This window comes from Colwellia sp. MB02u-14, assembly GCF_014076915.1.
GTDB lineage: Bacteria > Pseudomonadota > Gammaproteobacteria > Enterobacterales > Alteromonadaceae > Colwellia_A.
Genome location: NZ_JACGUX010000044.1, coordinates 1 through 1011, shown reverse-complemented (window position 1 = coordinate 1011; position 1011 = coordinate 1). Strand labels below are relative to the sequence as shown.

General features: G+C 39.1%; 1 protein-coding gene. It reads right to left on the bottom strand.

Annotated features, from left to right (window positions below; translation table 11 throughout):
- Positions 1-473 precede the first annotated feature (473 nt).
- Positions 474-875 carry a hypothetical protein gene (locus H4J52_RS03100; RefSeq protein ID WP_182170723.1) on the bottom strand — a complete coding sequence of 134 codons (402 nt, stop codon included), beginning with the start codon at positions 873-875 and terminating at the stop codon, positions 474-476.
- Positions 876-1011: the final 136 nt, after the last annotated feature.

The window sequence follows — 1011 nt, the reverse complement described above, 5'->3', positions numbered from 1 at the left end:
AAACGAAGACGCCCTACAACGAATCAAAATATTTAGAAGCATTAAAACGAAGAGGATCGCCACTGTTAAAATTTGCAATAAATAGCTAAATTTTACTAGTTGTCCACCTCAGGGCGTGTTGTTATATGCAACTTCTAAGTTGGCAACGTTGCACTTGTCGCTACAAAAAGTATTTTACAAATAATAATTAGGCGGAATGCCTGCCAATACCTTATTTCTTTTGAGCCAAATAACTCAGGAATTGTGATATTCCAAAGCCACTGTAATATTGCAGGTACAACAAATAAAACTATTAAGACTAGGAAAATCATTAGGACTATAGACATTTTAGTGCATCTCCGTTGCAAGATTCACTTGCATATAACGCCCCACTAAGAGGCTTTTAATTGTTGGTTAAAATGTGTAGCGAAGCGGAACCTAACCAACTGTTAAAAGTCCTGCTTGAGTGGCTTGTTAGGCTTTTTACTGTGATATTACTCATAAACGTACTTTGGCTTCCCTAGGATGGCCATCTCTTCAGACGCATAAGAAACATCGGTTATTTGTTTACACCACGGAATTTGCCAAAATGGTTTTTCCTGGTGCGTAGCCCTGTTGGCGTAAATTAGGTAAAAGCCACTTTTTGCAATGGAAAAAGGGAATCCCTCATTTGCGTAAACTTTTATCGTTTTAAGCTGCTCACCTTTCCACTGCCGCAACACCTTAAATGTTATATCCCCAACACCTTCGTTATTTAGTTTATGAGACAGTATTTCTGCAACGACGACAACCTGAGCTATATCAGTTTCTTGCTGAATAGTTCTTTCGCAAGGTATACTTGTCGCGAACGAATTCCCCGTCAGCGTTAGCGCTATGAATAGAATAAAGTGCTTCATGTTTGTAAGCCTAACGCCCCATTAAGAGGCAAATGATAGTTGGCTAAAATAAGCGACGAAGGAGCAAATAGCCAGCTGTTATTTGTCCTGCTTGAATGGCTTGTTATAAGGTTTTGCACCTAGCCAAAAATGGTTT

Excerpts from the sequence above, each read along its gene's own strand:
- H4J52_RS03100 (WP_182170723.1), bottom strand. The coding sequence starts at position 875 with ATGAAGCACTTTATTCTATTCATAGCGCTAACGCTGACGGGGAATTCG.